General features: G+C 69.6%; 27 protein-coding genes and 1 pseudogene. 13 read left to right on the forward strand and 15 right to left on the reverse strand.

Going from position 1 to position 25,084, the window contains the following annotated elements; all coding sequences use genetic code 11:
• Positions 1–47 precede the first annotated feature (47 nt).
• Entirely contained in the window at positions 48–938 is an 891-nt protein-coding gene (locus tag AB0C21_RS03145) for an aldo/keto reductase family oxidoreductase (protein ID WP_500202407.1), read from the reverse strand.
• A gap of 143 nt (positions 939–1,081) precedes the next feature.
• Here AB0C21_RS03145 and AB0C21_RS03150 point away from each other — a divergent pair, with 143 nt between their 5' ends.
• The 3 genes from AB0C21_RS03150 (at position 1,082) to AB0C21_RS03160 (ending at position 3,285) form a co-directional block, all read left to right on the forward strand.
• Positions 1,082–1,519 (forward strand): winged helix-turn-helix transcriptional regulator, encoded by a 438-nt coding sequence (locus tag AB0C21_RS03150; protein WP_500202858.1) that lies wholly within the window; start codon positions 1,082–1,084, stop codon positions 1,517–1,519.
• 321 nt (positions 1,520–1,840) lie between these two features.
• On the forward strand, positions 1,841–2,500 hold the full coding sequence (locus AB0C21_RS03155; protein ID WP_500202408.1) for a CAP domain-containing protein: 660 nt from the start codon (positions 1,841–1,843) through the stop codon (positions 2,498–2,500).
• Between the two features lie 239 nt (positions 2,501–2,739).
• Entirely contained in the window at positions 2,740–3,285 is a 546-nt protein-coding gene (locus tag AB0C21_RS03160) for a dihydrofolate reductase family protein (protein WP_500202409.1), read from the forward strand.
• A gap of 120 nt (positions 3,286–3,405) precedes the next feature.
• Here the strand turns inward: AB0C21_RS03160 and AB0C21_RS03165 are convergent, their stop codons facing one another.
• From AB0C21_RS03165 to AB0C21_RS03190, 6 genes are all read right to left on the reverse strand, one after another.
• Complete coding sequence (locus AB0C21_RS03165) at positions 3,406–4,095, reverse strand: NAD(P)H-dependent oxidoreductase (RefSeq protein ID WP_500202410.1); 690 nt, start codon at positions 4,093–4,095, stop codon at positions 3,406–3,408.
• A gap of 34 nt (positions 4,096–4,129) precedes the next feature.
• Positions 4,130–4,462 carry an ArsR/SmtB family transcription factor gene (locus AB0C21_RS03170; protein WP_500202411.1) on the reverse strand — a complete coding sequence of 111 codons (333 nt, stop codon included), beginning with the start codon at positions 4,460–4,462 and terminating at the stop codon, positions 4,130–4,132.
• Between the two features lie 18 nt (positions 4,463–4,480).
• Positions 4,481–5,773, reverse strand: a complete 1,293-nt coding sequence (locus tag AB0C21_RS03175; RefSeq protein ID WP_500202412.1) for an RNA polymerase sigma factor — start codon at positions 5,771–5,773, stop codon at positions 4,481–4,483.
• Positions 5,770–6,141, reverse strand: a complete 372-nt coding sequence (locus AB0C21_RS03180; RefSeq protein WP_500202413.1) for a YciI family protein — start codon at positions 6,139–6,141, stop codon at positions 5,770–5,772. Before AB0C21_RS03180 ends, AB0C21_RS03175 begins: the two co-directional genes overlap by 4 nt.
• Positions 6,142–6,199: 58 nt before the next feature.
• A complete protein-coding gene (locus AB0C21_RS03185) occupies positions 6,200–6,850 on the reverse strand; it encodes a DUF998 domain-containing protein (RefSeq protein ID WP_500202414.1) in 651 nt (216 codons plus the stop codon).
• Positions 6,851–7,284: 434 nt separating this feature from the next.
• On the reverse strand, positions 7,285–7,824 hold the full coding sequence (locus AB0C21_RS03190) for an RICIN domain-containing protein (protein ID WP_500202415.1): 540 nt from the start codon (positions 7,822–7,824) through the stop codon (positions 7,285–7,287).
• 215 nt (positions 7,825–8,039) lie between these two features.
• On the opposite strand from AB0C21_RS03190, the gene AB0C21_RS03195 reads away from it, so the two are divergent.
• The 3 genes from AB0C21_RS03195 (at position 8,040) to AB0C21_RS03205 (ending at position 12,165) form a co-directional block, all read left to right on the forward strand.
• Complete coding sequence (locus tag AB0C21_RS03195; protein ID WP_500202416.1) at positions 8,040–10,886, forward strand: AfsR/SARP family transcriptional regulator; 2,847 nt, start codon at positions 8,040–8,042, stop codon at positions 10,884–10,886.
• A 117-nt stretch (positions 10,887–11,003) separates the two neighbouring features.
• Positions 11,004–11,666 carry an MmpS family transport accessory protein gene (locus AB0C21_RS03200; protein ID WP_500202417.1) on the forward strand — a complete coding sequence of 221 codons (663 nt, stop codon included), beginning with the start codon at positions 11,004–11,006 and terminating at the stop codon, positions 11,664–11,666.
• A 127-nt stretch (positions 11,667–11,793) separates the two neighbouring features.
• Positions 11,794–12,165, forward strand: coding sequence for a hypothetical protein (locus AB0C21_RS03205; protein ID WP_500202418.1), 372 nt, complete (start codon positions 11,794–11,796; stop codon positions 12,163–12,165).
• A gap of 39 nt (positions 12,166–12,204) precedes the next feature.
• Here the strand turns inward: AB0C21_RS03205 and AB0C21_RS03210 are convergent, their stop codons facing one another.
• Positions 12,205–12,702: a pyridoxamine 5'-phosphate oxidase family protein gene (locus tag AB0C21_RS03210; RefSeq protein WP_500202419.1), complete on the reverse strand. Its 498-nt coding sequence runs from the start codon at positions 12,700–12,702 to the stop codon at positions 12,205–12,207.
• Between the two features lie 369 nt (positions 12,703–13,071).
• On the opposite strand from AB0C21_RS03210, the gene AB0C21_RS03215 reads away from it, so the two are divergent.
• Together AB0C21_RS03215 and AB0C21_RS03220 are read left to right on the forward strand one after the other, a co-directional pair.
• Positions 13,072–13,668, forward strand: coding sequence for an RNA polymerase sigma factor (locus tag AB0C21_RS03215; RefSeq protein WP_500202420.1), 597 nt, complete (start codon positions 13,072–13,074; stop codon positions 13,666–13,668).
• On the forward strand, positions 13,668–14,732 hold the full coding sequence (locus AB0C21_RS03220; RefSeq protein WP_500202421.1) for a CU044_5270 family protein: 1,065 nt from the start codon (positions 13,668–13,670) through the stop codon (positions 14,730–14,732). The genes AB0C21_RS03215 and AB0C21_RS03220 overlap by 1 nt, the downstream gene beginning before the upstream one ends.
• 35 nt (positions 14,733–14,767) lie before the next feature.
• On the opposite strand, the gene AB0C21_RS03225 is transcribed toward AB0C21_RS03220, so the two are convergent.
• The 3 genes from AB0C21_RS03225 to AB0C21_RS03235 form a co-directional block, all read right to left on the reverse strand.
• Positions 14,768–15,046, reverse strand: coding sequence for a hypothetical protein (locus AB0C21_RS03225; RefSeq protein WP_500202422.1), 279 nt, complete (start codon positions 15,044–15,046; stop codon positions 14,768–14,770).
• A 538-nt stretch (positions 15,047–15,584) separates the two neighbouring features.
• Positions 15,585–15,785 carry a DUF397 domain-containing protein gene (locus AB0C21_RS03230; RefSeq protein WP_500202423.1) on the reverse strand — a complete coding sequence of 67 codons (201 nt, stop codon included), beginning with the start codon at positions 15,783–15,785 and terminating at the stop codon, positions 15,585–15,587.
• Positions 15,782–16,594, reverse strand: a complete 813-nt coding sequence (locus AB0C21_RS03235) for a helix-turn-helix domain-containing protein (protein ID WP_500202424.1) — start codon at positions 16,592–16,594, stop codon at positions 15,782–15,784. Before AB0C21_RS03235 ends, AB0C21_RS03230 begins: the two co-directional genes overlap by 4 nt.
• A 139-nt stretch (positions 16,595–16,733) precedes the next feature.
• On the opposite strand from AB0C21_RS03235, the gene AB0C21_RS03240 reads away from it, so the two are divergent.
• The gene (locus AB0C21_RS03240; RefSeq protein WP_500202425.1) at positions 16,734–17,120 is read left to right on the forward strand and encodes an ATP-binding protein; all 387 of its coding nucleotides are present in this window, start codon (positions 16,734–16,736) and stop codon (positions 17,118–17,120) included.
• Positions 17,121–17,316: 196 nt separating this feature from the next.
• On the opposite strand, the pseudogene AB0C21_RS03245 reads toward AB0C21_RS03240, so the two are convergent.
• A pseudogene (locus AB0C21_RS03245) lies at positions 17,317–17,496 on the reverse strand (IS5/IS1182 family transposase); the annotation flags it as partial.
• A gap of 17 nt (positions 17,497–17,513) precedes the next feature.
• Between AB0C21_RS03245 and AB0C21_RS03250 the strand changes: the two are divergent.
• The 4 genes from AB0C21_RS03250 to AB0C21_RS03265 all read left to right on the forward strand — a co-directional run bounded on the left by AB0C21_RS03250 (position 17,514) and on the right by AB0C21_RS03265 (position 21,841).
• Positions 17,514–17,999, forward strand: coding sequence for a hypothetical protein (locus AB0C21_RS03250; protein WP_500202867.1), 486 nt, complete (start codon positions 17,514–17,516; stop codon positions 17,997–17,999).
• Positions 18,000–18,379: 380 nt separating this feature from the next.
• Positions 18,380–19,870 carry an outer membrane protein assembly factor BamB family protein gene (locus AB0C21_RS03255; protein WP_500202426.1) on the forward strand — a complete coding sequence of 497 codons (1,491 nt, stop codon included), beginning with the start codon at positions 18,380–18,382 and terminating at the stop codon, positions 19,868–19,870.
• Positions 19,871–19,872: 2 nt separating this feature from the next.
• Entirely contained in the window at positions 19,873–21,255 is a 1,383-nt protein-coding gene (locus tag AB0C21_RS03260) for an outer membrane protein assembly factor BamB family protein (RefSeq protein WP_500202859.1), read from the forward strand.
• 259 nt (positions 21,256–21,514) lie between these two features.
• The gene (locus AB0C21_RS03265) at positions 21,515–21,841 is read left to right on the forward strand and encodes a rhodanese-like domain-containing protein (protein ID WP_500202427.1); all 327 of its coding nucleotides are present in this window, start codon (positions 21,515–21,517) and stop codon (positions 21,839–21,841) included.
• A gap of 84 nt (positions 21,842–21,925) precedes the next feature.
• Here the strand turns inward: AB0C21_RS03265 and infA are convergent, their stop codons facing one another.
• From infA to AB0C21_RS03280, 3 genes are all read right to left on the reverse strand, one after another.
• The gene (gene infA, locus AB0C21_RS03270; RefSeq protein ID WP_500202428.1) at positions 21,926–22,147 is read right to left on the reverse strand and encodes a translation initiation factor IF-1; all 222 of its coding nucleotides are present in this window, start codon (positions 22,145–22,147) and stop codon (positions 21,926–21,928) included.
• Entirely contained in the window at positions 22,144–22,893 is a 750-nt protein-coding gene (locus tag AB0C21_RS03275; RefSeq protein WP_500202429.1) for a GNAT family N-acetyltransferase, read from the reverse strand. Before AB0C21_RS03275 ends, infA begins: the two co-directional genes overlap by 4 nt.
• A gap of 259 nt (positions 22,894–23,152) precedes the next feature.
• A complete protein-coding gene (locus AB0C21_RS03280; protein ID WP_500202430.1) occupies positions 23,153–25,084 on the reverse strand; it encodes an FtsX-like permease family protein in 1,932 nt (643 codons plus the stop codon).

The following is a 25,084-nucleotide window of genomic DNA, read 5'->3' on the forward strand; positions in this document are numbered from 1 at the left end:
TGCGTCCTCCCGCGCTGTCCTCGTGCCCTATGGGGCGATGGTTCGGCTCAGTCCGTGGGAGTCGACCCGAGCCCGATGCCGTCCAACTCGGTCAGGTCCTCACCGGAGAGGGAGAGTCCCGCGCCCGCGATGTTCTCGCGCAGGTGTGCCGTCGACGAGGTGCCGGGGATGAGCAGGATGTTCGCTGATCGCCGCAGCAGCCAGGCCAGTGCGACGGACATCGGTGCCGCCTCCGACCGGGCGGCGACCGCCGAGAGCGCCGAGGACTGGAGCGGGGTGAAGCCCCCGAGGGGGAAGAAGGGCACGTACGCGACGCCGTCAGCGGCGAGCCGGTCGATGAGCTTGTCGTCGTGGCGGTGGGCGAGGTTGTACATGTTCTGCACGCACACGATCGGCGCGATGCTCTGCGCCTCGGCGACCTGCTCCTCGGTGGCGTTGCTGACCCCGAGGCGGCGGATCAGGCCCTCCTGCTGGAGTTCGACCAGCGTTCCGAACGCCTCGGCGAGCGAACCGGGCCGGGGGCCTTCGGCGTCGCCGAGCCGGAGGTTGACCAGGTCGAGCACGTCGAGCCCGAGGGACTCCAGGTTCTCGTGAACCTGGCGGCGCAGGTCTTCAGGGCGCCGGGCCGGAGGCCAGCCGCCCTGTTCGTCGCGGGTCGCGCCCACCTTGGTCGCGATGTGCAGAGACTCGGGATAGGGGTGCAGCGCCTGGCGGATCAACTCGTTGGTGACCCGCGGCCCGTAAGCGTCGCTGGTGTCGATGTGGGTGATGCCGAGGTCGACCGCTTCGCGCAGAACGGCCAGGGCGGCATCGCGATCGGCGGGCGGCCCCATGACCCATGGACCGGCCAGTTGCATGGCGCCGTAGCCGAACCGGGTGACGGTCAGATCACCCAGGGGCCAGGTGCCGCCGGGAAGAGTGAGGGAAGGGGTGCTCATCCTGTTGCCTTTCGTCGCGCACTGGAAGGGGTGGCGCCTGCGGCGGCCCCCGCATCAGTATTGGAGAGCAACTTCCCATCGGGAAGTAGGCACTCTGGAGTGCGTAACCCACCCATCGGTGAGAGGTGCGATCAGTGACGACGATGAAGGCGGCCCAGAAGAGGGATCAGGCCAAGGTCGAATACAACGCGTTCCTGGCGGCATGCCCCAGCCGGAAGCTGCTCGACCGGATCTCCAACAAATGGGTCGTCCTGATCCTGTGTGCGCTGGGCGGCGACGACGGCGCCGGCCAGACCGGTGCGGCACACGCAGACGCTCCGAAGGCGATGCGCTACTCCGAGATCTCTCGGCTTCTGGCCGGGGTCAGCCAGAAGATGCTGACCCAGACGCTGCGGTTGCTTGAGCGCGATGGTCTGCTGACCCGTACCGTGACGCCGACGGTCCCCGTCACCGTCTCCTACGAGCTGACCGACCTCGGTCTCTCGCTGCACCACATGACGCGCGGGCTCCGAAGCTGGGCGCAGACGCACATGGACGAGGTCCAGGCGAACCGCGAGAACTACGACGCTCGCACCTCCTGACGACCGACCCGAGCCGCTCGCCCGTCCTCCCAGGTGAAGCCCGATCTTCAGATTCCGGACGCGGTTTCTGTTATCCGTACAGTGCCCGAGGGTCTCCCAGGTGTCCGGCAATTCACCTGGAACCCATGAAGGCAGGCTTACGTGAGCGAGAGGAACAACACGGGGTCGAGACGGAGCCCCCGGACGCGCCGCGGGAGCTACGGACGGGCGCCGCGCCCGAGCCAACAGGCGTCGCGTCCGAGCGAACAGGCGCCGCGTCCGAGCGGACGGGCGTCGCGTCCGAGCGGCCGGTGGTGGGCCGCCATCGGCGCGAGCGCGAGCGTGCTCGCCCTGACCGGCGGGATCGCCTACGGCCTCACCGGCTCTTCCGACGACCCGGCCGACTCCCGCCCGGTCGCCGACCACGCGGCACCCGCGCCGGCCTCGCCGTCCCCCGCCAAGACGAACGTGACGGCCGCCAAACCCAAGGCCGCCAAGACGGCGAAGCGCTCGACCGTCGCGAAGAAGCCCGCGAAGCACACCACGAAGCGACCGCCGAAGAAGAAGCGGCCGACCACGCAGGTGCCCCGTTCCACGGCACCCGGCGGCGGCAGCGGCGGCGGCACGCTCGCCCAGCAGGTCGTCTCCCTGACCAACGCCGAGCGCGCCAAGAACGGATGCGGCGCCCTGACGGTCGACTCCCGGCTCCAGGCCGCCGCGCAGGGCCACTCGAACGACATGGTCGCCCGCAACTTCTTCGACCACACCAACCCCAGCGGCAAGAACCCCGGCGACCGGATCACCGCCGCCGGCTACCGCTGGTCCACCTACGGCGAGAACATCGCCTACGGCCAGCGGACCCCCGCCGCCGTGATGTCGGCGTGGATGAACAGCTCCGGCCACCGGGCCAACATCCTGAACTGCAAGTTCAAGAACATCGGCGTGGGCGTCACGCTCAAGGCCGGAACCCCCTACTGGACGCAGAACTTCGGCACCCGCTGAGGCACGCGGAGGCGCGGAGGCGTGCGCACCGGTCGACGCCGCCCGGGCGCGCGCCTCCCTCTGCCGGCGCTCGCACATGACGCCGCGGACAGGGCCGTAGCCGTCGCGCTCCACACCTCGCACAGACCACCTCCCCTCAGCACCATGCGCCCGGCTCCGTCCGCACGAGAGTGTCCGGGGCGTGTGGGATCGTCCCGGACGGACACATCCAGACGATCCATGCGAGCCGGGGAGCAGCGATGACAGGTCTCGTGCGCTGGCACATCACGATGTCGCTCGACGGATTCATCACCGGACCGGGTGAGTCGATGGACTTCGTCTCCGGGCACGCGGATCGGATGCCCGCCTCGGCGCGGGAGGTGGTCCGCACGACCGGGGCGCTGCTGGCCGGACGCAACTGGTACGACGTGGCGATGGAGCGCTACGACGGGCTCGACGGCGTCTACGGCGGGGCCTGGCGCGGGCCGGTGTTCGTCATGACGCACCGGCCCGTGCCGGAGGCCGCCGATCCGTCGATCACGTTCCTGGCCGGTGCGATCGAAACGGGCCTCGCCGCGGCGCGCGAGGCGGCCGACGGAGGCGACGTCGTGGTCTTCGGCGCGGACGTCGCCCGCCAATGCCTGAAGGCCGGACTGCTCGACGAGATCCTCGTGCACTTGGCCCCCGTCCTGCTCGGCGACGGCGTGCGCCTGGTCTCCGACGCGACGCTCCGAGCAGACCTCGAACGCACCGAACTCGGCGGGACGGGCGGGCTCACCGACCTCCGGTTCCGTGTGCTGAAGTGATCGCGGTCTTGATCCCCGAAGGTCCAGGCGGAACTGTGGGCCGAAGCGACGCACGCCGTCTCCGGCCAATGCGCCGACCGCGTCAACGAACGCGTCCTGCGGTTCACCGCTGAGGTCGACTCACACCAGTGAGACGTCGCGTGCCCGGGAATCCGTCGCGACACGCTTGACGGACTCTCTGACCGCGTCCAGCGCCGCCGCCCGTTCCTCGTCGCTCATGTGGGCCGGGCCGTAGGTGACCACCGGGTCGAGCACCTCGTAGCCGTCGAACTCCAGCATTCCGCGGTGGATGTGGAACAGGAAGTCGTCCATCGGGCCGAAGGCGCCGCCAGGCAGGAACGACTCCCTGGACCCGCCGGTCGTGAACAGCAGCATCGCCCGCCTGCCCACGAGCGCCGCGTCCTCGAAGAGCCCGTGGTCCCCGCCGAAGACCGCGCCCATCACGAAGACCCGGTCCACCCATCCCTTGAGGATGGCGGGCAGCGAGAACCACCACATCGGGAACGACAGCACGAGCAGGTCGGCGGCGAGCAACCGGTCAAGGTGCGCTCGGACGGTCGCGTCGAGCGTCCCGTCCCTGACCGCGCGCATCTGCTCGGCCTGCGGCTTGAAGTGGCCTTCCACCGCTGCGAACTCATCGCGGACGAGCGTCGGGGCCCATGCGTCGGCGTAGAGGTCGAGGACGTCGACCCGGTATCCCGCGTCGCGCAGGGCCTGCGCCGCGGTCGCCATCTGGGCGGAGTTGAACGAGGCGGGTTCGGGGTGCGCGTGGACGATCAGGGCATTGGGCGCAGCATCAGGAGTCGACATGAGGAGATCATATCGACATATCGCGATTCGTCAATCAGATGGTGACGGCGAGCGCTTCCGCCAGTCGCGCCACCCGCTCCTCGTCGCGCCGGTAGTGGGTCCACTTGCCCACCCGGGTGGAACGCACCAGCCCGGCCCGTTCGAGCGTGCTCATGTAGCTGGACACGGTCGACTGGGCGAGCCCCGCCTTCGCCTGGATGTGCGTGACGCACACGCCGACCGCCTGGCGGTCCGCGATCGGCTCCCACTCGCCGAAGTGCTTCTCGGGGTCCTTGAGCCACTGCATGATCTGCAGTCGCGCGGGATTCCCGAGGGCCTTGAACGCCTCGATCAGCTCCTCGGCACCCAACTCCGCCACCGCCGCCATGCGCCATCCCCTCGTCAATCAAACCGACGGACCACGATATCTCGATGTGGAGGGACCGGGGTGGAGCCCACAGGCGAGACGGTCGGCTTTGGCGAGCAGGTAGCGCTGTTCGACCTGGTTGCCGGTCAGGGCGGCCGCCTGGCGGTACAGGTCGGCTGCGGTGGCGGTGTCGCCGGTCATCTGGAGAAGGTGGGCGCGGACCGCACGTTCCCGTTGCCGGGTCAGGGGCTCCCGGTCCAGGTGGTGCCGCCTGTTGAGATCGTCCAGAAGGGCCAGACCCCGGGCCGGTCCGTACGCTTGGGCGACCGCCACCACGCGGCTGAGCCGGACGGGCGCGGTAGGGGCGAGCCGTTCGAGCCAGAGGTACAGCAACGCGATCTGCGGCCAGTCGGTCTCCTGCGGCGACGCCGCCGCCGCGTGCACGGCCGCGATGGCCGCCTGAAGCCGGTACGGACCCGCCGCGCCGCGGTTCCAGACGCTGTCGATCAGCTCGGTGCCCTCGCGGATCAGCTCGGGGTCCCACCGCGCGCGGTCCTGCTCGTCCAGCGGCACGAGTTCGCGCTCGGCGCCGGTGCGCGCGTCCCGCCGTGAGTCGGTGAGCAGCATCAACGCCAGCAGGCCCGCCGCCTCGGCGTCGTCGGGGAGCGAGGCGCGGAGCATGCGGGCCAGCCGGATCGCCTCCCGGGTCAGGTCGACGCGGGCGAGCTCGCGACCCGCCGTGGCCGTGTAGCCCTCGTTGAAGACCAGGTAGAGCACCTGCATCACGGCGGCCGTCCGAGCGTCCCGGTCGGCGTCGGTCGGCGGAGTGAAGCGGGCGCCGGCACGGGCGAGCTGCTGTTTGGCGCGGCTGATCCGCGTGCCCATGGTGGCCTCGGACGTGCCGTAGGCGTGCGCGATCTCGGCGGTCGTCAGGCCGCCGACCGCACGCAGGGTCAGCGCGACCTGGGACGTGGTGCTCAGCGCGGGGTGGCAGCACAGCATCAGCAGGGTGAGGCTGTCGTCCATCTCCTGCGGTGGACCGGCCTGGCGGGACGGTTCCCGCATGGCCAGGTCGGCCATCCCGGCTTCGGTCTCGCGCCGGCGCCTGGCCTGGTCGGAGCGGAGCAGGTCGACCATCCGCCGGTAACCGATCCTGATCAGCCAGCTCCGCGGATCACTCGGCACGCCGTGGGCGGACCAGTCCCGGCCCGCGGCCAGCAGCGCCTCCTGGACGGCGTCCTCGGCGATGTCGAAGCGGCCGAAGCGCCGCGCCAGGGCGCCGAGCACCTGCGGCGCCTCCGTGCGCAGCAGATGCTCGACCTCGCCGTTCACGCCGTGAACTCCTCCCCCATGATCGGACGGATCTCGATGGGCTCGCCGAGCACCTCGACGATCCGCGAGGCGATCTCCACGGCTCGCTCCCGGCCGGTCACGTCGACCACGGCGAAGCTGGCCAGGACCTCCTTGAGCTCGGCGAACGGCCCGTCGGTCGCGACCACGCCGCTCTGTCCCCTATGGACCGTGGTGCTCACCACCGGATGGCCGAGGCCCTCGCTGGCGACGAACTCGCCGGTCTCGGTCAGTTCCCGTTGGAACTCCTGGTACTCGGCGAACGCGGCGAGCGCCTCCTCCGACGGGGTGTCGGCGGTCGCGGCGTCCCAGGCGGCGGCCGGGGTGTAGCTGAGCAGCAGGTATCTCATGGCGATCCTCTCCTTGCCTCACCAGTGTGCGGGACCGGGTTCCAGCCGTCTAACCAGGTCAAGCCGGGTATGACGGGCGGTGCAGGGACACCGCGACGGCGGTCGTCCAACTGAAGGCGACCAGGCCGTTGAGCGCGATCTGCAGGCTCATGTGATCCGGTGACATCGGCACCAGCAGGACGAGCGCCACGGCGCCGTTCAGCACGGCCGGCCACACGGCCCGCCGGCGCACGCAGCGGACGGCCATCATGACGGCCGCGATGGCCAGCGCGGTGAAGGCGACGGCAGCCGCGACCGAATGCGCGACACCGTGCCAGGACATCCGGGCGACGGGCCCCTCCGGGGTGCCGACCGGAAATCCGTTCTCCGGATCCATGGGGAACAGCCCGGCGGCGACCAGCCCGACCCCGAAGACCGCGACGAAGGCGGGCACGGTCCGCCGGCCGACCCCCTCGGTGATCGTGTGCTTGAGGCCGACGGCCAGGGCGACGCAGCCCAGCCCCGTCAGCACGAACGTGGCGATCTGGATCCAGCCGAGCCCGCCGGTGGCGAGCTGGCTGATCGGGTGCCGGGTGACGTCGAAGCCCTCGCGCATGGCCATCTGGGTGACGGCGGAGACGAGGAACAACGGCCCTGCGAGAGCCCCCGCGATCAACGCGCGGGACGTGGGACGGGCGGTGCGGGACGACGGGGCGATGGCGGCGGCCATGGATTCCTCCTCTGTCGACGGGTCTCGCCGCTACCTCGGACCCGCGTCCAGGATCTCGACACCATCGATAAGTGACCTAGGTCACAGAGATGCGCTGTCAGAGCCGACCGGGTCGCCCCTCGGACCCGTCTCTGCTATCTCCACAAAACGACCAGGAGCGCCGGACGCTTGACGGCCCGGCGCTCCTCGTCCCCAGCACCGGAATGCCGCGCAAGCGCCGCTGTCGCGTTCGCGGAGCGGAAGCGGGAACCCGCTCCCGCGCTGATGCCGGCGACCAGGGCGCCGACAGCGGGAAAGCCGAGTTGACGCAGGTATCGGCAGCCCCGCTGCCCCGGCTTGCCCGTCGGCGACCTCGGCCGAGGCGGTGCGGCCAGGCCGGACCGCACCGCCTCTCAGCCTGGCGACCTCCGATCAGCCGGCCTGGCGGCCCCCGATCAGCGCCAGGCCTGGTAGTGCTGCCAGTTGCAGGGATGGGTCCTCAGGTTGCCCAGGCCCCCGTGGTCGTCCAGGCACCGGTCGGTCGCCACGCTCTTGAGCTGGATGGCGCCGCCCTCGTACGGGGTGACGCGCCACTTCTGGAAGTCGGTGTCGTTGCAGCGGAAGGTGCGCAGGTTCCCCATGGCGCCGTGGTCGTCCAGACAGCGTGCGGTAGCGACGTTTTTGAGGATGCGAGTGTCGCCCACGGCGAAGACCTCCCACTTCTGGAAGTCGGTGTTGTTGCAGGGGAAGGTGCGCAGGTGGCTCTCAGCCCCGTGGTCGTCCAGGCAACGCTTGGTCGCGTCGTTCCGGTAGGTCTGGCGCACCTCGAGGGCCGCGGTGGTGCCGGACGGGGCCGCGGCGTCGCGGGGCGCCGCGCCCGCCGCGCCCGCCGCGCCCGCCGCGGCGACGCTTGCGGCGGTGAGGGCGAGGAACGCCGACCCCAGAGCCAGCACGCGAGCCGTACGTGCGGGCAGGGCGGTGGGTTTGCGTGTCATGAGTAAGGATCCCTTCGAGGGTTCGTCGGCTGCGAGCGGTTGCGCCGCCGCAGCGAGGGGAGCGTCGCGCCGTAGGCGGTTCGCCTCCGGCGTCTTGCTGTCCACCATCCCGACCTGCGCTGTCGTCCCGGTCACGTCGCGGTCACTCTGGTCCCTGATCTGCAGATCGATGCGGAGAGTATGTGCTTACTAACGCATTGTTATATCTTGGGACAGTGAACCCCCGGTACGAGTTCGGGATCTTGGGGCCCCTCGAGGCCGTGCGCGACGGCGTGCGCGTGCCGATCCGCGCCGGTCAGCACCGCGTCCTTCTTGCGGCGCTGCTCGTCGACGCGGGCAGGATCGTCTCGGTGGACGCCCTCGCGTTCCGACTGTGGGGCGACGACCCGCCCCAAGGTGCGCGGAACGCCGTCCAGAACTACGTCCTGCGACTCCGCCGGACGCTCGGCCCGGGCATCGTGGTCACCGATCGCCGCGGTTACGTGCTCAAGGTGCCGCCGGAGGGCGTGGACGCGCGCCGGTTCGACGCCCTCGTCCGGCAGGGGGCCGCCGCGTCGTCCGCGGGCGACCCCGACCGCGCCGCGGAGCTGCTCGGCGAGGCGCTAGCGCTCTGGAGGGGCGAACCCCTGGCCGACCTGCCCGCGGAACGGTTCCAGGACGTCGTCCCGGCGCTGTGCGAGCGCCATCTCGCCGCGCAGGAACTGTGGATCGACGCGGTCATGCGGTGCGGACGTCCCGCCGACGTACTGCCGGAGCTGCGGAGGCTGACCGGACGTCACCCCTTCCGGGAGCGCTTCTGGGCGCAGCAGATGCTGGCCCTCTACCAGTGCGGTCGGCAGGGGGAGGCGCTGGAGCGCTATCGCGAGGTCACCCGCCTCCTCGCCGACGAACTGGGGATCGATCCCGGCGACGAACTCCGGACGCTGCACCGGCGGATCCTCGCCTCCGCCCCCGAGCTCACCGCGACCCGCCGAGCATCGCCGGCCGGAGAGGGGCATCTGCCCGCCGAGACGACGTCCTTCGTCGGCCGGGAGATGGAGCTGGCCGAGACGCGCCGCCTGCTGCGCGCGTCGCGCCTGGTCACCCTGACCGGAGTCGGCGGAGTCGGCAAGACGAGGATGGCCCTGCGCGCCGCCGGGCAGATGAGGCCCCACTTCCCCGACGGGGTATGGCTGGCCGACCTCGCCGCGCTGACGGACTCGACGCTGGTGGCCCGCGCCGTCGCCGAGGCGCTGGGGCTCCGCGACCAGTCGGTGCGGTCCGCGATGGACGCCCTCGCCGACCACGTGCGCGATCGGCACCTGCTGCTCGTGCTCGACAACTGCGAACATCTGGTCGACGCCGTGGCGCGGCTCGTCCAGCGGCTGCTGTGCTCGGCGCCGAGCCTCCGGGTGCTCGCCACCAGCCGTGAGCGGCTGGGCGTACCGGGCGAGCACGTCCTGCTCGTCTCCGGCCTGACCCTCCGGCCCGGCGGTGACGGAGGCGCGTGCGAGGCCGTCCGCCTGCTGAGCGACCGGGCGGCGGCATGCGCCGCTCCCTTGCGGGACGGCGGTTCCGCCGCCGAACTCTGCCGGCGCCTGGACGGCATCCCGCTGGCCATCGAACTGGCGGCGGTCCGCCTGACGTCCCTCACCGTCGAGGAGATCCTCGAACGACTGGAGGACCGCTTCCGGCTGCTGTCCGTCCCCCAGTCGCCCGCGACGGACCGCTACCGGCGCACGCTGCGCGGGGTCATGGACCTGAGCTACAACCTGTGCACGCCAGGGGAGCGCCGGCTGTGGCCCCGGCTCTCGGTCTTCGCCGGCAGTTTCGACCTCCGGGCGGCCGAGGCCGTGTGCGCGGGCGACGGCATAGCCCGGGCCGACGTGCTCGACCTGATCACCGGCCTCATCCACAAGTCCGTCGTGGTGGTCGACGGCGACGGCCGCTCCGCGCGCTACCGGCTGCTGGAGACCATCCGCCAGTACGGGCTCGACCGGCTCCGGTGGGACGGGGACGCCACCGAGTACCGCATCCGCCACAGCGACCACTACCACTCCCTCGCGGCGGGCGCCGCCGCAGACTGGTGCAGCCCGCGAGAAGTCGGCTGGCTGGACCGGCTGCGCACGGAGGTGCCCAACTTCCGCGCCGCCCTGGGGTTCTGCGTCAACCAGCCGGACCGGGTCCGAACCGGTGCGGACATCGCCGCCGACCTCACGCGCACCCGGTCCTGGTTCTTCAGCGGAACGCTGGGCGAGGCGCGCCACTGGCTCGAAAGCCTCGCGGCCGGTCTCGGCCCCGGCGGCCGCGAAGAGACGATCATGGTGACGGTCATGAAGGCCTTCATCGCGTCCATCCAGGGGGACCAGGCGGCCGCCGAGACGTTCATGAACGAGTGCCGCGACCTGGGCGCGCAGGCTCCCCCCGTGGCCTACGTCGAGGGCGTCCACATGCTGCTGGCGCACGGTGACCCCGCCTGCATCGAGCGGTTGGCCCGGGCACGCGAGGGGCTGCGGGACGCGGGCCACATCGGCGACGCCCACATGGCCACCATGTTCTGGGCGATGGCGGCCGCGTTCCTCGGGGACCAGAGCATCGCCGTGTCCGCATGCGAAACCTATGTAGCCGAGGCCGACGCCTCAGGAGCCGAGTGGGCGCGCACCTGGGCCCAATGGGCCACGGGCCTCACCGCCCTCCTGCACGGCGACCCGGCGAGTGCGCTCACACCACTCTGCGACGCCCTCCTGCGGCAACGGGCCATGAACGACCGCTGGGGCCCCGCTTGGGGCGTCGAGACGCTTGCCTGGACGGCGAGCGTCCTAGGGAACCACCATCACACCGCCCGCCTGCTGGGAGCCGCGCACCGCCAGCGCCAGGTGACCGGCGCCGCGCTCACCGGCCTCCGCCCCTTCCACCTTCACCACACCCGCACCGAGACCCGGGTCCGCGAGCGCCTGGACCCGGCGGCCTACACCGAAGCCTGGCAACACGGCGCCCACGCCGCAGACGGCATCGCCCTGGCCCTCGCAGTCGCCAACGACCTCCGCCTACAAACGGCAGCAGACCGCGACACGTCCGGGTGATCGTCCCGATCCACCGCAAGCGGATGTGGACGGCGGAGGCGCCGATTTGTTCGGAGTGTAGTGGGTGATCACTGTGGGTAGCTGACCGAGAAAGGTCGATCCTGGGGGGAGGCCGTCATGTCCGTGCCGGGCGGTGGGTACGGAGACCGCGGAGCGCCTCCGCCTGGAGAACCGCCCCATGGAGGACCGCCCCATGGAGGACCGCCCCCTGGAGGGTCGCCGCCTGGAGCACCTCCTGGGCAACCGCAGCCGGGAAGCACCAACACCCTGGCCATCGTCTCGTTGATCCTTGGCATCACATGGCTGGGCTGGTTCGGCAGCATCCTTGCGGTCATCTTCGGCCACGTGTCGCTCTCCCAGATCAAGAGGACCGGCCAGAGCGGCAGGGGCATGGCGATCGCGGGCCTTGTCCTCGGCTACCTCGGCATCCTGATCGGGGCGATCGTCATCACCCTCATCCTGGTCACGCTCGGCGACGTGACAGAGGAGAAGCAGACCCGCGTCGTGCTGGAGGCAGAAGGCGCCGGCGGCGCGGCCCAAGCGGACATCACCTATTCGTTCGGCCAGGCCTCGACGCAGGCCAACGGCCAGTCGCTGCCGTGGCGCCAGACGGCGTCCCGGAAGGTCAGCGGCTTCGACGTTCTTCGGCTCGACGTCCAGAACGCAGGCGAGCGGGGCTCGGTCACCTGTCGGATCAGCGTCAACGGCAAGGTGGTCGCCGACAACACTTCCACTGGCCCCTTCGCGGTCGCGTCCTGCTCGTCCAACCGCATGGGCTGACCGGATCCAGAGGCCCTGAAAACCAGGCAGCCGACAAGATCTCGATACTGGCCGCCTGCCCCTGCCGGGTGTCCGGTGCGAAGGGCTCTCGACCAGGCCGGGACGGGCGGCGATGGACGGTGGTGGCATGGAGGAGGTTCTCGCCTACCTCGCCGCAGGCCTGGTCGGTCTGTGGGGGATCTCGCACGCGATTCCCACCAGGGCCGTCGTCGCCGGGTTCGGTGAGATCACTGAGGACAACCGAAGGGTGCTGACCCAGGAGTGGCTGGCCGAAGCCGTGGCCATGTGGTCGTTCGCCGTGCTGGTCATCGTGGTCACGGTGGTCGGCGGCGGGACGTCCGCCGCCGACTGGACCTACCGTGTCATCGCGGGGGCGCTGCTCGTCCTCGCGGCACTGACGACCCTCACCGGCGCCCGCACGCCGGTCGTCTGGTTCAAGATCTGCCCGGTCCTGCTGACCGGTTCGGCCGGGCTGCTGCTGGCAGCGAGCTTCACCTGAACCATGGTGATGAGGCGACCCTGAGCCCATGCGGGTGGTTCAGGCGTTCTGGCGTTCGGCCCGCTCCCGGACCAGCTCCTCGACCGCGCTGGGCAGCGTGGTCTCGAAGTCGATGAGCTTCACCCAGGTCGGGGTGACGACGATCCGGACCATGCCGTCGTAGAGCGAGCGGATTTCGGCCTCCCACTCGACGCGCTGCTCGGGCGTCATCTCGTAGCTGCCGTTCATCTGCAGGTACTCGTCCGGGATGCCGTCGACGACGTCGAGTTCGGCGCGCCCCCGGATGAGCAGGATCTTCGGCGGGTGCACCTCGGTGTCGATCGTCAGCGCGACCTCGGGACGCTGCCGCAGGTGGCGCAGTTTCGGGGCGTTCTTGCTGGTGCACAGGACGATCTGCGAGCCGTTCCAGGTGAACGCGATCGGCACGTTGCGGGGCGTGCCGTCCTCGGCGACATAGGCCAGGCGGGTCAGATCGCGGGCCAGCAGCTCCTGGCTGAACGGCCGGCTGAGGATCTCGTTGATCTCGTGCTGCTCCATGGTCATCGCTCCTTGGCTCGCGTCGTCGAGCGACGGTTCTCGGTCGCCCGTGCCCCTGGGACGGAGCCACCCCTCCGTTCTCGACATCCCCGGCAACGAAATCTCAGATCTTTGGAACCAGCCCGAACAGCGCCTGCCGACCAACCAGCGATGTGGGGCGGCGTCCAGCACCGAACACGCCAACCGGACCCGCCGCGCCGCCCCGATGTCGGCTCGGCGGCGACGGCGGATGGACGCAGATAGACGCAGAAGGACTCGCATGTACCGGAGCAGGGCGAATAGGCGCGTGAACTCGGGTGGCGCTTTCGGGCAACAACCCATCGCAACCACACGAAGGGACGCCATGACGCATCGAGATGGGCCCAACCCGTGACCGGCGCCGCCGCCGATCAGCGAAAGGCGCGGGTCCTGAGCGACGCGGAGGTGATCCGGCACTCGCTGACCGAACCGGAGACCTTTTCGGTGCTGTTCGAACGGTACGGCAGCCAGATCCAGCAGTACGCGGCGCGACGGCTCGGCTGGCAGACGGCTGAGGACATCGTCGCCGAGACGTTCTTCGTCGCTTTCCGGCAGCGCGCCTCCTACGACCTGGCGCAGCCGGTGGCGCGGCCTTGGCTGTACGGGATCGAGACCAACCTCATCGCGCGGCACCGTCGCACCGAGGAGCGCATGTACCGGGCACTCCGGCGCACGGGCCTCGACCCGCTCCCCGAGCCGCTCGCGGAGGCCGTCGTCCGGCGGGTGGACGCGCAGGTCGAGGACCGCCGCCTGGCCGGGGTGATCGCGGCACTCCACCGCCGCGACCGCGACGTGCTGCTGCTGGTCGCCTGGGCCGAACTCAGCTACGAGGAGGTCGCGGCGGCGCTGGACGTTCCCATCGGCACCGTCCGCTCCCGCCTCAACCGGGCCCGCCGCAAGATCCGCGGGGCGCTCGGCGACGTGGATTCGATCGGAGAGGAGCACTGATGGACGAACTCACGAAGGTGCGGGAGTTCCGCAAGACCGTCTCGCCGATGTCCGCCGAGGCTGAGGAGTCGGTGCTGCGCGGCCTGCGCGCGCTGGCCGCCGGCGACGGCCCCGCCCCTCGGCCCGCAGGCGGGACCATATGGGGCCGGATCAGACGCCCTGCCTTTGGACGGCTCACACCATGGGTCCTGCCGGCTGGGGCGATCCTGGTCGCGGGCGCCGTGGCGGGCGTGGTCATCCTGCACGATTCCGACGGGCCGCCACGTCCGACACATGCCTCAACGGCGCTTCCCACCACGGACGTCCAACCGTTCCCTGACGTCCGGCTCGCCAGCGCGGTCGAACTGGGCTCACGCGCCGCCCATGCCGCCGAGCGGCAGCCGTACCGCAAACCCGGTCCCAGACAGTGGGTCTACACGCGTGCGGTGAGCGCGGGCGGCTTCGACATGAGCACTTGGTGGAAAGGCGTCGACGTCAATTCCCGGATAACGTTCGAGGACTGGCACCGTGTCGACGGCGGCGGCCGGGCCCACTATTTCGGCGGCAAGCTGCGCGTATTCACCTCCACCCCGTACGACCTGAAGAACCACACGAATGGACCGCTGTTCAACCTCGGCAACTACGACACGCTGCCCACGGCACCCGGCGCACTCCTGCATCGCCTCTCCACGGCCCGGTATCCGACCCAGATCGGCGAGACGTCCGCCGAGGACGTCTTCGAAACCATGGACGACATCCTCCGCGACCCGTCGCCCCCCAAGCTGCGAGCGGCCGTCTACCGTGCACTGCCCAAGGTCGAAGGCGTGACGCTGCGGAAGGACGTACGGGACGCCGCCGGCCGCCCAGGCGTCGCCTTCGCCCGGACCAACGACGTAGGCGAACAGACCAGCATCATCCTCGACCCCACCACCTACGCCTACCTGGGCTCTCGCGAGGACGTCGTGTACCCGCACACCTATAAGGGCGATGACGGCAAGCCGTACACGACGAAGCCGGGCACCGTCCTGTCGTGGTACGCGGAAGTGACCCAGAAGATCGTCGACCGCCCCGGTACCCGCACCTGAGATCGCGGACAACTCCAGCAGGCGCGACATGGGCTCTAGGGTTCCGCCGGTGGGTGACCAAGGTCGCCGAGGGTGTCCTTGAGTCGCTCTCGGGCGGCGTCGAGACGGGCCGTGTAGTCGGGCATGAAGATTTCCACCAGCGACTTGTCCAGCGTTCCGGAGATGCGGTGGATCGGTGACCACACGGCTCGGTCTTCGTTCAGCAGCTTGGCGAACTCCTTGTTGCCCTCCATGCGGTCGAGCCAGTCGGAGAGCACCAGAGCCTGATCACGCGTGAGCCTGATGGTGAAGTCGTCCTCGGGCAGCAAGTCCATGCGTCACATCCAAAAGCCAACGGCTCGCCACGCCCAGGCCACCGGCCACCAGCGCCGCCGTATCCCGTCGCTACGGGCACCGCGATGAGGCTACCCGTCGAGTCCGTGAGGGAGGGCGGACGGAGAGAAGGAGAAACGGCCGCGTCAGGCAGGCGAGTCGGACTGCCCTACTCCGCCCGGCGACGAGTTTGGTGAAGCTCTCGGGAGACAGCGATGCCGTCCCTGCCGCCGCCCCTACAGCGAGACCAGCGCGGACCAGTCGACTCGTTCGGGGAACTGGCAGGACGGGCGCGCTATATCTACAGCGACCCCGATGCGGTCATGGGCGAGGCCCGGCGTTTCGCCGAGACGCTGGCGAAACTGCTGGTAGCGCGTACGCAGACACAGGTGGCCGGAACGACAAGACTGCCAGGAGCGGCACGCTTGCGAGGGCGGGTGTCCTGGTGCCCAGCGTCAGGGCCCGGGATCGGCCTCGCCTTCGCGTCGATTCGGGTGTCGCCATAGATCGAAGGCGGGGCCGTCCGTGCTGTCCGGCGGGTTAGAGGTCCAGGTCTCCGCGCTTCACGCGGATGACGAGTTGGGCGAAGCTCGCGGGGGAGAGGGTGAGGTGGCCGGTGTCGGGCGCCTTGCTGTCTCTGATGCCGCGTCCCTCGGCGAGAGCGGCCACCTCCACGCACTCTTGGCCCCCCGCACCTCCTGTGCCACTCCGGCGGGACTTGCGCCAAATCGACTCGCTCATTGCATGGCCTCCATGACCTTAGCTATGAGACTCCTCGTGGAATCTCGGGACAAAGCGTCAGCGCCAATTAGGTCATACCGTACCCGGTAGTCGCTAACGTTCACAGGGTCTGTAACCAGGCGTCCGCCGCCGACGGCCTCCGACCAAGCTACTTCGGCTCCACTGACTTGGAGGAGAGTAAACGAGCCGTCGACCCCTGGATGCGCGCCGATGCTGCGGGGGACCACGCGAACGATCATTCCTGGACGATGGCTCAGTTCGAGCAGGTGGGCGAGTTGCTCCCGCATGATTTTCGGTGTGCCGATGCAGTCCCAGAGAACCGACTCCTTGATCAATACCCAGAGGTTCGGCGGCTCAGTACCCTTGAGTATTTCTTGCCTCGCCACGCGTTCCTCAACTGCGGCATCCACATCATCGATGTTCTGACCGCCCACGATGAGGGCGCGCATGTAATCCGGGGTCTGGAGCAGGCCATGGATCACAAGGGCGCAGTATGGACTGACGGCCGTCGCTCGCCGCTCGTAGGTAGTGAACTGCTGGTACCAGTCCGGGTCGTGGGAGCTGTCAGCAAGCCCCCGAAGTCGGGTGAAATGACCACGGGTGCGCCAAACCCGGTCAAGAGTTTCGGTGTGCTTCTGGGGGATTTTCGCGCTGCCCGATTCCCAGTTTGAAACCGTGGAATTATCGACGCCGCAAATGTTGGCTACGTCGACCTGTGAAAGGTTGCGTTCCTCGCGCCAAACCCGCAGGTCAACTGACAGCCAGTGCCACAGATTGTGATCGGGATCCAGGCGGTCCACTCTCGCCATTCAAGATCCTTCGTCTAGGGATCACTGAACGAAACGCGACAAGCGTAACGGGCGGCGGCAAAGTGTGGACCGGGTTCGGCGAGAAAGGTGGCCCGGCGTGAATGTCATTCAGGGCAATTGGGACAAGCTTCCGTCAAAGGTGCCAAACGAATTCGCTCTCCGCTGGCGCGCTTATCCCGAGAGCGTGTATCTGACGCGTTCGCTGGTGACGCAGGCGTGTGAGGCGTGGGGGCTGGCGCAGCACGACTACGTGGGGCGCACGATCATGTCCGAGTTGGCGACGAACGCCGTGGTGCACGCCGTCGAGGGGCACGAGGTCCTGGCGTGGGTCACGCTATTGGACAGGGCCATCGAGTTCCGGGTGTGGGACCCGTCGCACGCGCCGCCGGCCGTGCCGGCGGCCGATCCCGAGGCCGAGGGCGGCCGGGGCCTGATGGTGGTGCGGCTCCTCGCGACCGGCGGCTGCGGATACCGGCACGTCAACGGCGGTCGCGGCAAGGTCGTCTGGGCGCGGCTCGCCCTCTAGAACCCCCGCCCGTCCGGCGAGTGGCCGCACCCGACCCCCTGGGGTGCGACCGCGCTTCCCCCGGCGTCGCCGGACGGGCGGGCCCAGGGCGTCAGGGGCCGGACCGCCGAACCTGCCGGTGCCCCCATGCCTCGATCGGGCATGGAACGCCGTCCGGCCCTGGCGGGATGCAGTCCCGCGGAGTTGCAGGGGTTTGGACGGCTTTGGCGAGGCGGCCGGCGCGGTGCCGGCAGTCGTGCAGCGTCCGCAGGAATCTCCATGACTTGAGCAGGGCGTCCGGGCGTTCGCCGGGTCCGGCGGAGCCTGGTGTGTGCGCGGTTGGCCTCTTTCTGACGCTCGGGCTCGTGGCGTCACTCGTAGGGGTGAGGATGTGCTGTTGGATTGAGAGAACACATGGACGTTCCGCTTCTCCCGCGCGAGGGCATCGGCCCGTTCCGGCTGGGCGCCTCCCTCGATGAGACCCAGTCGATCGCCGAAGACATCGAGGGTGCACGTGTAGAGCGGGTGACGGCATCCCGGGGCGGGGAGATCCGGCTGCTCGTCCGGCTGCCCCTCTTCGAGTACACGATCGCCTCCACGCGCGGCGACGTCGTGAGCTCCGTGGCCGTATCGCGCTTCATCGACGAGACGGCCGACGTACACGTGCTCCTCGGCGAGACGGACGTCTTCCGTACTCCGTCCGACGACCTCGACGAGATCCTCCGAGCCCGCTACACGGTCACCGAGGAATTCGCCTTCGAGGTCCAGGAGCTGGCCATGATCTTTGCGAACCACAGCAGCCATGAATACCCCGAGGACGAAGAGGGCTTCCCTCTGTACTACGACTACGTCCTCGTCGGAGATGGCGAGCATCCGGCTTTTCGTGCAGGTCGACCTTAATGGCGGCCGGATTGGGATTCGCGGAACGATGCGGGCCGCGCCATCACGGCAGGAGTGGGTCCGGCGGAAGGTCGCAAATGAGCCTTTTGGCGTGATGTGGCCTTGCGAAGCTGCAGGGTGTGGACGGCTTTGCATGCTTGGGCGTCAACGATCAGTCGGCACTTGGTCAGGGTCAGGTCGTAGTGCCAGGGGCTGTGAGGGCGGGCGCGTTGGTGAACGCAGGCGCCGAGTTGCGCGCGGCAATGGGCGGAGCGAGGGACGATCGGGGCGTTCGGAGTGGTCGCGACTTGGCCGTTGCGACCCGGTGCGACGATCGAGTACTGGCAAATTGGATATATCTACCATGTTAGGTGGCAATCCGCGCTGGTAGGGTCCCCCGGATGATCAAGGATTTGCCGGTCGCGACCGTGCGATGGCTGAGAGGGGCGCCGCGCATCAGGAGGAGCCTGCTGGCCGGGGCCCTCCTCCTGACGTCCTATGGTCTGCTGGGATTCGACTACGACGTGGGGCGCCCGCCCCACTGGACCGCCGAGGTGAACCTCCGCGGCCTCGACGGTGATTCCGCCGTGCTGGCGAGTGAGAACACCGTGCTCCTCTGGTGGGGCGACACCGTAACGGGTCTGGAGCGACGCACCGGGAAGCTGCGTTGGACGTACCGCGACCAGACCGAGACGCTGGCGGATGACGGCGGAGCGGTGAAGATCGCCGGGGATGTGGCCGTGGTCTTCTCCGACCGGCTCCGGCGGCCGGAGCGGGGCCGCGACCGGCTGACCGTCCTGGACCTCGCCACCGGTCGTGCGCTGTGGAAGGACGACCTCGGCGAAGGCGCCGTCACCGTCTTCCAGGACGGGGTCTACGTCGCCGAATGCGCCAAGAAGTGCCTGGTGTCCCGTCGCGAACTCCGTACCGGACGAACCGTGTGGTCTCTGACCGAACCGTCGGGCACGCGCGTCGCGGATACCGACATCGGATCGCAGAAAAGGGGCGTGCGCTACGACGCCCCGCCACTCGAGACCGGTACGTCGGGCCCGCAGGTGGTGCTCCTGCGCGCGGGCGGTCGTGCACGCGAAGGTCTGGCGACCAGCGTGGACGCGGCGACCGGGAGACGGCTGGCCCGCGTCCCGTACGCGCGCGGTGGGGCCGGCCGCACCGACGGGCAGGACGTGAACGTCCTGCCCGGGCTTCTTGTGATCAAGGAGGCCGTGACCGCGGAGCCTCCGTGCACGCACGTACTGCGAGGCATCGATCTGCACGATGGCAGTCAGAGATGGCGGGCACGGGTCGCAGGGATAGAGGGGCCGACCGGTACCTATTGCCCGCTGGACTGGAAACAGGGGGTGGACGAATCCGATCTCGGGCCGCCCGGCACCTTGGTGTTCACCGACGCCGACTGGCGGACGCATGTGTTCGACCTGGCCACGGGCGCGGTTCGCTGGACGCTCCGGACGGGCGAGCGGATCTACGCGGCCGATCGGCGGTTCGTCCTGACCAAGGCGACTCCCGGGCTGGGCGAGAGCGGTCCCGTCTACCGGATGCGCGATTCGGTGACCGGTCGGCAGTTGTGGCAGACGAGTAACTCGGACTTCTCGTTCGACCGCCCGGGAGCCCTGGTCGAAGGCAGAGCGCTGTTCTGGTATGAGCGGCACACCGACCAAGAGGGGCGCGGTGTCGTCTTCGACGCCGCCAATGGGCAGAGGCAGTGGCACACGTTCGGGCGGTGCTGCTTCATGACCGGTGCAGGGGACGACTGGTTCGCCGCTTCGCCATACGGGCACCTGGGCGAGGACGACGACTACGACCTGTTCTTCTACGACCTTTCCCGTGGACGGGAGAAGCCGGGCTCAGGCGACGCCGGGAGCGCGGGGCGGTGAAGATGATCAAGAGTCGATCGGTTGTGCGCGAAATGAAGCAGGCCGCGCAGATCAGGCGAGGCCTCCTGGCCGGGACGCTCATCGCGACCGTCGGCCTGACGGGCTGCGGATTCGGGGACGAGGGGCAGGCGCCCACCTGGCGCGCCGAACTCGAGATCGCCAAGGTGAAGGCGACGGGCGCGACCGCGGACTCGGTGATCCTCTGGGCGGACAAGACCGTCATCGGCCTTGACCGGCGCACCGGTCGGCAGCGCTGGTCCTATCGCCATCCGTTCGAACGCTTCTCCTATGCGATCCGGCAGGTGAAGGTGGCCGGCGATGTGGTCGTCCTGACCAATGCCGGCACCGAGGAACCAGGGAACTCGCCGGGGCGGGGTGGATGGCTGATGGCGCTGGACGCGGCGACGGGACGCACCCTGTGGAAGGACAGTCTGAGAAACGGCGAAGTGACCGTGTTCAAGGACGCCGTCTACACCTCCGACTGCCCGAAGGCGTGCACGGTCTCGCGTCGTGACCTTCGCACCGGCAGACCCTCATGGACCCTGCCTGCGCAGCCGGACACCTGGGTGTCCTACAACAAGCTCTTTCAGAAGTACGTCAACGAAATCGACACCCGCCCGTCGGGTCGGCACCTCCTGCTCTTGAGCAAGCCGTCCCAGCTCAAGGACAAGAGAAAGCCGACCGCGACCACCGTGGACGCGACCACCGGGAGACGAACGGCGCAGGTTCAGTACAGATCTGGGGACCCGGGCATCGCTTCCAATTTTCTGGTGATAACGGAGAGAGAAGGCAAACAGCGCTCCTGTCGCTACTCTATTGGGATACATGACCTGCGCCACGAAAAGCGTCAGGGGCGGGTCCGGCTGCCGTTCTACAACTCCGGCCGGATGTGCCGGTTGAAGAGCACGCCCGCACACGAGTACGGGACGGCCTCCGATGCCTTCCTGTTCGCCACCCGCAGCGCCCGGACGCAGGCATTCGATCTGAAGACCCGCAAGCCGCGCTGGACGGCCCGGCAACGAGGTGTACCGATCGGCGCCGACGAGCGCATCGTCCTCACCGCCCACGGGACCGGCGAGAAGAGCAGCACGGTCCGGGCGCTCGACGAGTCGACGGGCCAGCAGATGTGGCAGGCCGGCGGCGCGTCGGTCGACGACATGGAGTTTCACGACTACCAGCCGCTCGTCGGTGGAAGCGTGCTGCTCTGGTGGTCCGACGACGAAGATGACCAGCACGGCGTCGTCCGCGACGCGTCCACTGGAAAGAAGCGCTGGGACCTCCCCAGAACGTCGCACTGGCACATACAAAGCGGCGACAACTGGTTCTACCTGGGGGGCTGGGAGGACGGAACCTTCAACCTCCACTTCTACGACCTCTCCCGCTGACCGGCCCGCGCCCAAGTCCGAAGCCCGCCCACCTCGCGGGACGGGCGGGCTCGAACGTCGGCAGGGGTGAACGGCCCAACCTCGGGAGCGGATGCAGTGCCAGGAGGCTCGCAGTCGGCGTGTGCCCGAACCGGGAGCTCACGATCCGGCCATGGGGCCGTGGGCTCAGTCCCTGCGACACCACTTGCAAGCGGACTGTAGTCCGCATAGTGTGCGCATTTAACCGGACCACAGTCCTATTAAGTCGAAGGGTACTGGCATGACCGCACTCATCACCCGCGACGAGTTGAAGGCAGCGATCGAAGCGGGCAGCGTGACCGTCCTCGACACCCTGGGCGGCGAGTACTACGCCAAGCAGCACCTGCCCGGTGCGCTCGAACTGGTCTCGGCCGATGTCGACGCCCAGGCGCCGACCCTGCTGCCCGACCGCGACGCCGCGATCGTCACCTACTGCTCCAACCCGGCGTGCGCCAACAGCGGCCAGGTCGCCGATCGGCTCACCGCTCTCGGCTACACCAACGTCCGCAAGTACCGCGAGGGCATCCAGGACTGGGTGGAGGCGGGCCTCCCGACCGAGTCCGCTTGACATGGCGTGGAGGGCAGAGCGCATGCCCTGCCCTCCACAGCAATACACACCCCCGGGATCAGCTACAAGGGACGGTGGCGACCGCTAGTTGCGGTAGCGGAAGACGATGCGGCCGCGGGTTACGTCGTATGGCGTGAGCTCCACCAGGACCCGGTCTTCCAGGTAGATCTTGATGAAGTTCCTGCGCATCTTGCCGCTGATGTGGGCGAGTACCCGGTGGCCGCCCTCGATTTCCACCGTGAACATGGCGCTGCGAAGGCACTCGACGACCTTGCCCTCGACTTCGATGCCGTGTTTGCTCCTCATCGCACCAGCTCCAGGTTGCTGCCCATCTGCCGGGCGCCGATGCCCTCCAAGAGCGCCATGGCTGCTCGGTTGGACTCTTGGGCCTCGGCCCAGGCCGCGGTGAACCCGGAGCGGTGCAGCGTGCCCAGGGTGTGGGCCAGCAGTGCCCGCGCGATGCCGCGGCGCTGCTCGCCGGCACGGACCGCGATCAGCCCGATGCGCGGGCGGCGCACGGTCACCACCCGGATCAGGCCCAGGTAGCGGCCGGGCGCCGCGGCCACCGCGTACTTCGACGGGTCGACGATGGTGTCGTCGCCCGGGCGGGGGAGCACCTCCGCGGGCATCGACTGCGACCATCCGACGGTCGACTCGACTTCGTCGCGGATCGCGCGGTCCACCTCCCGCAGCAGGTTCTCGTCCGCCTGACCGGCGGGCACGATCGTGACGCCCGGAGGCGGCAGGACTTTGTCGAGCCCGGTGACCTGCGGGTCGGTGGGCACGACGTACTCCCACTCGCGGCGCCGGATCGTGAAACCGACCCGCTGCCAGCGAGCGGTCAGGTCGACGTCGGCTTCATCGACCACCGTGTAGAGCGGCGCCGGCAGTTCCGCCAGCATCGCCTCGGCGAGCTGGTCGAAGGTGGCGTCTTGCCAGGCGTCGATGCTGACGAACAGGCGTCCGTCGGGCCGGTGTTCGGCATATCCGCGGCCGACCACCAGGTCGTCGTCCAGTGCATGCCAGTGCCTGTCCGCGACGCGCGTGACCAAGACCGCGTTATCGCTCAGGCTGGATGTAGAAGGCTTTGCGTCCATCGGAGTCTCCTTCCAGGAGAGCCTCGATCTCAGGCGCTCCTGGCGACTCCGGACGTCAGTCGCCGGACCGTGACAGGCTGAGGGAGCACCCATGGGTGACTGTGTTCACGGGTCCTCACCTCCTTGCGACTTCTTCACGGTCGACCGCGAAGGTAGCAACGGGGCGCCGTCTCGCTCAAACCTTTTTTCACCTGCGTCGGGGCTCGACGAGGCTCTATTCGCGGGCGGCGACCAAAGCCGTGGGGGACGGTCTTGTAGCGGCGAGGGCGGTCAGGGCGGCGGCCGCGGGAGTGACGAGAAGGGAAGCCGCGGTCAGCAGGGCTAGGAGGGGCCAGGGGACTGCGAGGATGCGGACGCCCTGGGTCTCTGGGAAGAAGCCCGCCAAAGCCCCTGCCGCGACCAAAGCCCCCAGGGACAAGCCGATGAACGTGACGGCGGCCGACTCGATGGCCGCCATCCGGACCACCTGGGCGCGGGTCAGGCCGGTGGCGCGGGCGACGGCGAACTCGGTGCGGCGTTCGGCGGCGGCGATCACGACGGCGTTGACGACCGCGATGGCCGCGTACAGGCCGGACATGCCCATCAGGACGGCCATGATCCCCATGGTGCCGCGCTGCTGGTCGGCCACTCTGGCGTCGGCCCACTGGTGAAGGGTGTGCACCTCGCCGCCCCCGGCGGCGCGGATGCGTGCGGCGACCTCAGTCGGTGACGTGCCGGGGGTGACCTGCACCAAGGTCTCGGTGGGCGCGTCCGCGAGCATCTCGGCGGGGACGAGGTCGCGCGGCACCAGGAAGTTGTCGCTGCCGTTCTCCAGGACTTCCGGCAGGCGCGCGACCGTGCGGAGCTCGACCTTGCGCGAGCCGATCCGTGCCGTGACGGTGCCGCTGCGGACGCCTTCGGCGGCGAGCCGGGGCCCGATCGCGATGGTGCGTCCGTGCAGCGCGTCCAGCGAGCCGGAGCGGAGGGTGAGGCGGTGGGTGCGCCGGTAGGCGGCGGCGTCCACGGCGGTGATCCCCGAGTGGTGGGTCTGCCGGTAGGAACGGCCTTCCACGCGATGCCGGGACGTCACCGACATCTCCACCTGGCTCTGCGGAGACGCCAGTGCGACGCCCGGGACCTGCGGGATCCGGGCGGCGGCCGCCCCGTTCGAGGTGACCACCAGGTCGGCGGCGGTGGTCCGTTCGAGGTCCGCGCCGGTGGCCCGGGCCAGCGAGTCCAGCGCGCCGGTCAGGCCGACCAGCAGGCCGACCAGGACGATGAGCGGCGCGGCCGTCGAGGCGCTGCGCCGTACCGCGTCGCGCAGGTTCGCCTGCGCCAGCTCCCCGAGCACGCCGGCGCGCAGCACCGTCCCGAGCGCTCGGCCGACCAGCGGGACGGCGAGGGGGCTCAGCGCGCTGAGCGCGATCGACCCGAAGACCGACACGGCCATGGCGATCAGCAGGGCGCCGAGCAGGTCCGCGCCGTGCCCGGCCGCGACCAGCGCGACCGTCAGCGCGAGCGACGACACCCCGGACAGCCAGCGGCCGGCGGTCATCACCCGGGCCGCGCGCGGGGCGTCCCGCAACGCGTCCAGCGGACGGACCCGGGCCGCCCGGTAGGACGCCGACAGGACCCCGAAGACCGCGACGCCGATCCCCACGCTCGGCGACAGCAGCAGGACGCCGGGGGACCAGTCGGCGGAGAAGTCACGCGGAAGCAGCCCGATCCAGATCAGCAACCGGACCTGCGCCCACGTGCCCGGCACGCCCAGCAGAATCCCGAAGAAGCTCCCGACCAGTCCCAGCAGGAACGCTTCGCCCAGCAGCAGCCTGACCAGTTGGGGACGGCTCCCGCCGAGCATGCGCAGCAGCGCCAGGTCCTTGCGCCGCTGCTCCACGGCGAAGGCGAACGTCGAGCCCACGATGAACACCGCCAGGAACATCGCCAGCGGTGTGGCCATGCCGAGCAGCGTGGCGGCGCCGACGTACCCCTCCCGGATCTGCTCGGCCGTCCGTCCGGAGGCGCCCGGCGGGATCTTCGGCTCGCCCGTCGAGACCAGCACGAGCACCGACGACTGCACCAGCGCCACGCCCAGGGAGACGGTCAGCAGCGCCCCGGCGAACAGCGGCCAGCGGTCCCGGACGGTGCCGGCGGAGATGCGCAGCAC

Source organism: Spirillospora sp. NPDC049024 (assembly GCF_040649235.1).
In the GTDB taxonomy this organism is placed as follows: Bacteria; Actinomycetota; Actinomycetes; order Streptosporangiales; family Streptosporangiaceae; genus Spirillospora.